Here is a 6679-nt window from a genome sequence, read left to right as displayed (position 1 = left end):
GGGCCAGCAGGGCGCGTGCCGCGGCGGCGCCGACGCGCTGCACCTGCTGGTCGACGGTGGTCAGCCGGGGGTGCAGCCAGCGGCCGAGCGGCAGGTTGTCGTAGCCGACGACGGACAGGTCGGCGGGGACGCGCAGTCCGGCGCGCTGTGCGGTGCCGGTGCCGCACACGGCCATGGAGTCGTTGGCGTAGACGATCGCGGTGGGCCGCTCCCGCGCGGCCAGCAGCGCCTCGGTCGCCGCGGTGGCCGCCACCTCCGTGAAGTCGGTGTGCAGCACGGCGCACGGGCGCAGACCGGCCGCCTTGAGCGAGGTCTCGAACGCGGCCCGCCGCAGCCGGGTGTGGTGCAGTTCGGCGGGCCCGGCGACATAGGCGATGCGCCGGTGGCCGAGGCCGGTGAGGTGCTCCACCACCTCCTCCACGCCGGCGCCCTGCCCGCCCAGCCCGACGCCCGGTACGGGCCCGGCCTCGCCGGGTGGTCCGAGGACGACGGCGGGCAGGCCGAGCCGGGTGACGAGCGCGGGGCGCGGGTCCTCGTCGCGGGCGTCGGTGAGGATCGCGCCGTCCACACGTCCCTCGGCCGCGAACCGCCGGTAGAGCGCCGTCTCTTCCGGGACGCCCGCCACCAGGTGCAGGAGCAACCCGTAGCCGCGGGGCGCCAGTTCGCTCTCGATACCGGTGATCAGTTCGCTGAAGTGCGGGTCGGCGCCGAGCACATCGGTGGGCCGGCGTACGACGAGCGCGAGGGTGCGGGTACGGGCGCTGCGCAGCGCGGCGGCGGGCGCGTTGGGTGACCAGCCGAGGTCGAGCGCCGTGCGCAGGATGCGCTGCCGGGTCGCCTCGGAGAGCCGGCCCTTGTCGTTGAACGCCTGGGACACGGCGGCGGTGGAGACCCCGGCCGCGGCGGCGACGGCCTTGATGGTGGGGCGCTTGGCGGGCGGCCGTCCGGTGGGAGCGCTCACATCTTCACCGCCCCACTGACGAGTGCCTGCTGCATACGGCGCTGGAGCACGGTGTAGACGACCCAGACGGGGACGAGGGTCAGCACGGTCCCGGCGGTGAGCACCCCGTAGTCGGTTCCGGTGATGGCCTTGAGGGTGGGCAGGGCCACCTGGACGGTGCGCTGGGCGGGGTCCGGCCCGATGATCACCAGCGAGTAGAGGTACTCGTTCCAGAAGGTGAGGAAGTTGAGCAGCAGGACGGTGGCGATCCCGGGCAGGCACATCGGCGTGTAGATGTGCCGCAGCACGGCGAACGTGGACGCTCCGTCCATCCGTGCGGCCTCCTCCATCTCCCGCGGGATCGTCCGCATGAACTGCACCAGGATGACGACGCTGAGCGGCATCGCGGTGGCCGGGAGGAACACCACCATGAAGGTGCGGCTGTGGAAGAGCCCGGTCACGGCGGCGAGCAGGAAGGTCGGGAAGAGGGCCGCGAAGGTGGGGATGAGGAAGCCGAGCGAGAAGACCTTCTCCATCGCGGAGGCCAGCCGGGAGGTGGACCGGGCCAGCGCGAACGCGGCGGGCACGGCCAGCGCCAGCGTGAGGACGAGCGCGAGGCCGGTCACCAGCAGCGAGTTGACGACGGCGAGGCCGAGCTGGGCGCTGGTGAAGGCCGTGACGAAGTTGTCGAACCCCAGGGAGGTGGGGGGCGCGAAGGGGTGGGCGAAGATCTCCTCGTTGCTCTTGAACGCGGAGGCGAGGAAGTAGTACAGCGGCACGATCAACAGCACCGCGTAGCCCCACACCAGCAGGTGCGCGGGTATCCAGCCTTTGCCGAGCTTCATGTGAGCCGCTTTCGATCGGTGATGCCGCCCGGGTGGCGGGCCGGGCCGGGGTCGGTCAGTGGTGCGGCCGGAACACACGCCGGATGGTCAGCAGTCCGGCGAGTCCGACCAGGAAGAGGAGGACGCCGACGGTCTGGCTGTAGCCCAGGTCGGCCGCGATGAACGCCTTCTGGTAGACGAGGAACGACAGGGTGGTGGAGGAGCTGCCCGGTCCGCCCTGGGTCAGCAGCAGGACGTGCTGCGCCGACCCGAACAGGGTCCACAGGAACTGAAGCATGGTGACCACACCCACGTAGTCCCGGATGACGGGGAAGTGGACCCGCCACATCGTCCGCCAGTGGCCCGCGCCGTCCAGTTGGGCCGCCTCGCCCAGTTCGCCGGGGACGCTGCCGAGCCGGGCGGCGAACAGCACGGCGGTGAAGCCGATCCCGGCCCAGATGTCCAGGGCGATCAGACAGGCCAGCGCCGTGGACGGGGAGGCGAGCCAGGCGTCGGTGAGGGAGGTCAGACCCACGCTCTCCAGCGCACCGTTGAGCAGTCCGTCGGGCGACAGGGCGGCGTAGAAGACCATGGCCTTGGCCGGGGTGGAGATCAGGCCGGGGATGAACAGCAGATAGCGGATGACGCGGTGCCCGGGCGGCCGTTGGGCGACGTAGTAGCCCACCATGTAGGCGCACACGATCATCACCGGCAGGGCGACGGCCAGATGGACGGCGGTGTTGCGGACCGCTTCCCAGAAGACCGGGTCGTCCAGCACGGTACGCAGGTTCTCCAGCCCGGCGAACGAGACGGGCTGGAGCATGCCGGGCCAGTGCAGTGCCGCGATGACGAAGATGGCGGCCATCGGGCCGACCATGAACACCAGGTACCAGACCAGCGCGGGCACGGCGAGGATCGTGCCGCCCTGCGCGGGGGCGCCGGTGCGCGGCCGGGCGCCGGGGCGCGGACCCCTCGCGCGGGGCGGCGCGCCGGTCGGGCCGGCCGGGGCGGTGCCCGGCGGTGTCAGCGTCGTCATGAGGAACTCCCGGGTGCTGGGGCTCGATCGGGGAGCGGCGGGGCGGTGGACGGCTCAGGCACCGGCTGCGGCTGCTGCTGCTGCTGCTGCTGCTGCTGCGACATCGGACGCGGCGGCGGCATCGGACGCGGCCTCATACGGAGCGGTAGGCGGATTCGAGCGCGGCGCGGACCCGGGCCGCGCTGGTGCCGCGGGTGAAGGAGGTACTGGTCGCGGTGATCAGCGGCTGGTTCGCGGCCGGCGGCACGAACACATCGGGCAGCAGCACCTCGCTGACGTCCGAACCCAACCGCTGGGCCGCGGCGACGAGGGGGAAACCGGTGCTGAGGCTGTCGGAGCGCACGGCCATGTCCCGTCCGCTCTCGGTGATGAACCGCGAGACGGTGTCGGGCCGGTACATGAAGCGGATGAAGCGTTCGACGGCGTCGGCCTTCTTCGCGCCGTTCGGGCTGATCCAGAACCCGATGAGGGTGTAACTGCGCAGGATGGTGGGCTTGTCGTGGACGGCGCCGTCGGCCAGCGGCCAGCCGCCGACATCGGTGTGGCGGGCGACCCGCTCGGGCACCTCGGCGAGCGCGGAGGACATCGCCGACTCGATGGCCGCCTTCCCGGTGTGGAACTGCGTCATCATCGAGTCCGAGGTGAGGCCCTGCGGTTTGTCGGTGAAGACGCCGGAGTCCCGCAGCTCCACGAAGTAGGCGATGCCCTCGCGTGCGCCTCTGCTGCCGAAGTCGCCGGTGGTGTACGCGTGCCGGGCCTCGTCCTCGGTGAGGAAGGTCTGGATGATCTGGGCGAGCAGCTTCTGCCCCGTCCAGTCGTTGCCGCCGGTGGTCACGGGCGCGATGCCGTGCGCACGCAGCCGGCGGGCGGCGCGTATCAGCTCGTCGCCGGTGCGGGGTATGCCGTGGACGCCCGCCTTCTCCAGCAGCGCCCTGTTGTAGGCCACGGGCCAGTTGGTGGCGAAGTAGGGGAAGGCACGCAGCCGGCCCTTGCCGTCGGTCCACGCGGACAGCGCCTGGGGCAGCACCCGCTCCCGCAGTCCCCAGTCGTCGAGGTGGCCCTTGACGTCGAGGGTGGCGCCGACGTCCGTCCACGCCAGGGTCTTGTCGTAGAGGTTGACCATGACGACGTCCGGCTCCTTGCGGGCCAGCCGGGCGGTCTCGTAGACCTGCGCGAGGTCGTCGCCGTTGACGAGGTTCTTGACCTTCAGCCCCGGGTTCTCGGCCCGGAAGCGCTTCAGCGCCCGCAGATAGGTGGCGGAGCCCGGCGCCGTCGTGCCGAGCTGGCTGTGCACGACGAGGGTGTCCGGGTCGGAGTCGGATGCAGCCAGTGAGGAGCAGCCGGAGAGGGCGGGCAGAGCGGTCGCGGCAAGGCCGGAACCGGCGGCGAGAAAGCCGCGCCGAGTCAGCGGGGAGCGCACAGCGGGAGGTCTCCAACCAGGCGGTTAACGAGTGGTTAATCGATGTACCTCTGGAGGTGCGAGGAACCTAGACCTCCGCCTGCCCGCGGTCAAGAGGTGTGACGGGGGCACATGCCACAGCTCGGCGCGGGTGCCGGACGCTCCTTCGGGGACGGGGGGGGCGACCTCCGCGACGAGGACGTCGCCCGCCTCTCCCCGTGCGTGCGGCACGGCACCTCGTCGCCATGCCGGGCCGGTACACGTCCCCACCTCCCGGCCTGCCCGGCGGTCCACGGCCGCTGCGGGCCCCGAAGCCGCCGAGGAGCGGACGAGGTTGGCCGTATCTCGTCTGCCGCCCCACGACCCCGCAGAGGCTTAATGATGCTCCCGCGCCACGCATGCGCGACTGATGGTGAGAACAGCACGGGGGGACCATGGCTCACACAGACGGCACCGGCGTACCACCTCCTGAGACACCTTCCGGGCCTCCGCCGCAGCTTCCGGCCCGGGCCCCGTCGAAACCGCCGCGGCCGCCTGCTGAGATACCGCCGATGCCGATGCCTCCCCGCAAGGGAAAGCGGCTGGAACTCCGGGTCGAGCGGCAGATCCTGTGGGTGGGGGCGGCGGCTATTCCGGTGCGCAACATCAGCTGGGTCGAAGTGTTCCGCTCGACGCCGGACTGGGGGAAGGTCAGCGCCTACTGCCTGCTGTGGGTGGCCTTCGCCGTCGTGCTCTCCGCCCAGTTGAGCGGCCCTGCCCCGGCGATCCTGGCCCTGTGCACCGCGGTCGTCGTCTGCGCCGTCCTGCTCCGGTCGCGGAAGCCGGCGCTGGTCGTCGAGCTGAACAGCGGTTCCAGGGTGGGTCTGACCCTTCCGACCATGGACGAACTGCGGGCCGTCGCCGGGCAGCTCGTGTACGCGATCGACCACCCGGAATACGAGTTCTCCACCGTCCTCGAACAGCACAGCATCACGAACAACTTCGGTTCCGTCGTCAACATGAACGGCGGCCGGGGAAACACGGGGATCAAACTATGAGCGACACGTCGAACTACTACGGAGACGTCGTCAACATGAACGGCGGCGAAAGAGTCATCGGCATCAACCACGGCACCGTTGTCCACACCGACGCCGCACAGGACACCGAGCTCCGAGCCGCCGTGGCGGATCTCACCCGCCTCCTCGACGACCTGCGTCCGGCGCTCGCCCCCGACCAGGCCCGGACCGTGGAGAACGCGCTGCCCGCACTCACCCCCGACCGGACCGCCCTGCGTGAGCGCGGCATGATCCTGGCGTCCGTCTCGCAGATCGCGGCAACCGTGGGCGAGGTGGGCAGGCCCGTCGCGGAGGCGCTGGGGCGGCTGCTCGCGCTGCTGGGCTGACGGGCCCGGAGGCCGACCTGGGCACGGAGGACGGCCACGCCGGAGGCGGTTGCGGATCTGGTCGGCCCGCACCCCGTTGCGGGGCCACGGGAAAGGTAACGGGGGACACCGCTGAGCTCAGCGAGCATGTCCCGGCCGTCCGCGGCGCCGGTGGAAACCCGCGCGGCCCCCGCAGGGAGGCACAGCGCTCCCGCCCGCCTCCCGGCGGCTGCGGACTCGGGCGCCGCCCGCATTCCGCCCGGACGACGGGCCGGTCGTCGCCCCGCCGTCAGCCGCCCCGCAGCGTCGCGGTGGCGATCCGGAGGAAGTCGCGCAGGGGTTTCTCGCGCCGGTCCGCGGCGACAGCCAGGCAGGTCTCGACCTGGGGGGCGTCCGTGACGGGCAGATGGACGAGGTCGGGCCGGGAGTAGGACCGCGCGACGCTCAGCGGGACGAGTGCGATGCCGTGCCCGGACGCGATCAGCTCGAACTTCTCCTCCAGTGACGAGGTCCGTCGCCGGGGAACGTCGAGCATCCGCTCGCCGTCGAGGTCCGCGCGGGTGAGCTCCTGGCGGCAGGCGAGCAGGTGCGCCGCCGGCACGCAGGCGACCTTGGGCTCACGGCCGATCGGAACGGTGTGCAGCCCCGAGTCGTCGAACGGCCGCCGCAGGTAGCCGACGTGGGCCCGGCCGTCCCGGAGCGGCGCGTCCTGCTCCCACCAGCGCGCCGGGACGACATCGGTCTCGACGTCCGGATGGCGCGACATGAACGCCTTGATCGCATCGGACACGTGCAGCCCGGGAGAGAAGGCGACGACGAGCCGCTGGACGCCCCGGTCGGCGTCGCGCACGCGCTGTACGGCCGCGGCGACGGCTGCGAGGATCCGCTCCGCCTCCTTGTGGAGCTGCGCTCCCGCGGCGGTCAGCTCCACGCTGCGGGTGGTCCTCTCAAACAGCGTGTACCCCAGCTCCTGTTCGAAGGCCCTGATCTGCCGGCTGAGCACCGGCTGAGCGATGTAGAGCTGCTCCGCCGCCCGGCCGAAGTGCCGGTGCTCGGCCACCGCGGCGAAGTACCGGAGCTTGCGCAGATCCAGATCCATACCTTGAGGGTATCGATTGCC

7 protein-coding genes are annotated in these 6679 nt (G+C 71.7%); 2 read left to right on the top strand and 5 right to left on the bottom strand.

The genetic code is table 11. From position 1 onward, the window contains the following. The 4 genes from SCA03_RS07595 to SCA03_RS07580 all read right to left on the bottom strand — a co-directional run. On the bottom strand, positions 1-961 hold a 961-nt coding region (locus tag SCA03_RS07595), incomplete at its 3' end, for a LacI family DNA-binding transcriptional regulator (protein WP_141275274.1). Then, complete coding sequence (locus SCA03_RS07590; RefSeq protein ID WP_030879694.1) at positions 958-1785, bottom strand: carbohydrate ABC transporter permease; 828 nt, start codon at positions 1783-1785, stop codon at positions 958-960. The genes SCA03_RS07590 and SCA03_RS07595, both read right to left, overlap by 4 nt. 55 nt (positions 1786-1840) lie before the next feature. Then, positions 1841-2800 carry a carbohydrate ABC transporter permease gene (locus SCA03_RS07585; protein WP_030879696.1) on the bottom strand — a complete coding sequence of 320 codons (960 nt, stop codon included), beginning with the start codon at positions 2798-2800 and terminating at the stop codon, positions 1841-1843. A 133-nt stretch (positions 2801-2933) separates the two neighbouring features. Beyond that, positions 2934-4220 carry an ABC transporter substrate-binding protein gene (locus tag SCA03_RS07580; RefSeq protein ID WP_030879698.1) on the bottom strand — a complete coding sequence of 429 codons (1287 nt, stop codon included), beginning with the start codon at positions 4218-4220 and terminating at the stop codon, positions 2934-2936. A gap of 530 nt (positions 4221-4750) precedes the next feature. Here SCA03_RS07580 and SCA03_RS07575 point away from each other — a divergent pair. Beyond that, positions 4751-5236 (top strand): DUF6232 family protein, encoded by a 486-nt coding sequence (locus SCA03_RS07575; RefSeq protein ID WP_086814628.1) that lies wholly within the window; start codon positions 4751-4753, stop codon positions 5234-5236. Then, a complete protein-coding gene (locus SCA03_RS07570; protein ID WP_086814627.1) occupies positions 5233-5580 on the top strand; it encodes a hypothetical protein in 348 nt (115 codons plus the stop codon). The genes SCA03_RS07575 and SCA03_RS07570 overlap by 4 nt, the downstream gene beginning before the upstream one ends. Before the next feature lie 268 nt (positions 5581-5848). Here the strand turns inward: SCA03_RS07570 and SCA03_RS07565 are convergent, their stop codons facing one another. Further along, positions 5849-6658 carry a LysR family transcriptional regulator gene (locus tag SCA03_RS07565; RefSeq protein WP_030884181.1) on the bottom strand — a complete coding sequence of 270 codons (810 nt, stop codon included), beginning with the start codon at positions 6656-6658 and terminating at the stop codon, positions 5849-5851. Positions 6659-6679: the final 21 nt, after the last annotated feature.

It is taken from the genome of Streptomyces cacaoi, assembly GCF_006539165.1.
Classification (GTDB): domain Bacteria; phylum Actinomycetota; class Actinomycetes; order Streptomycetales; family Streptomycetaceae; genus Streptomyces; species Streptomyces cacaoi.
Note: the sequence above shows the minus strand (reverse complement) of the source record. Positions and strands in the feature narration are given on the sequence as shown.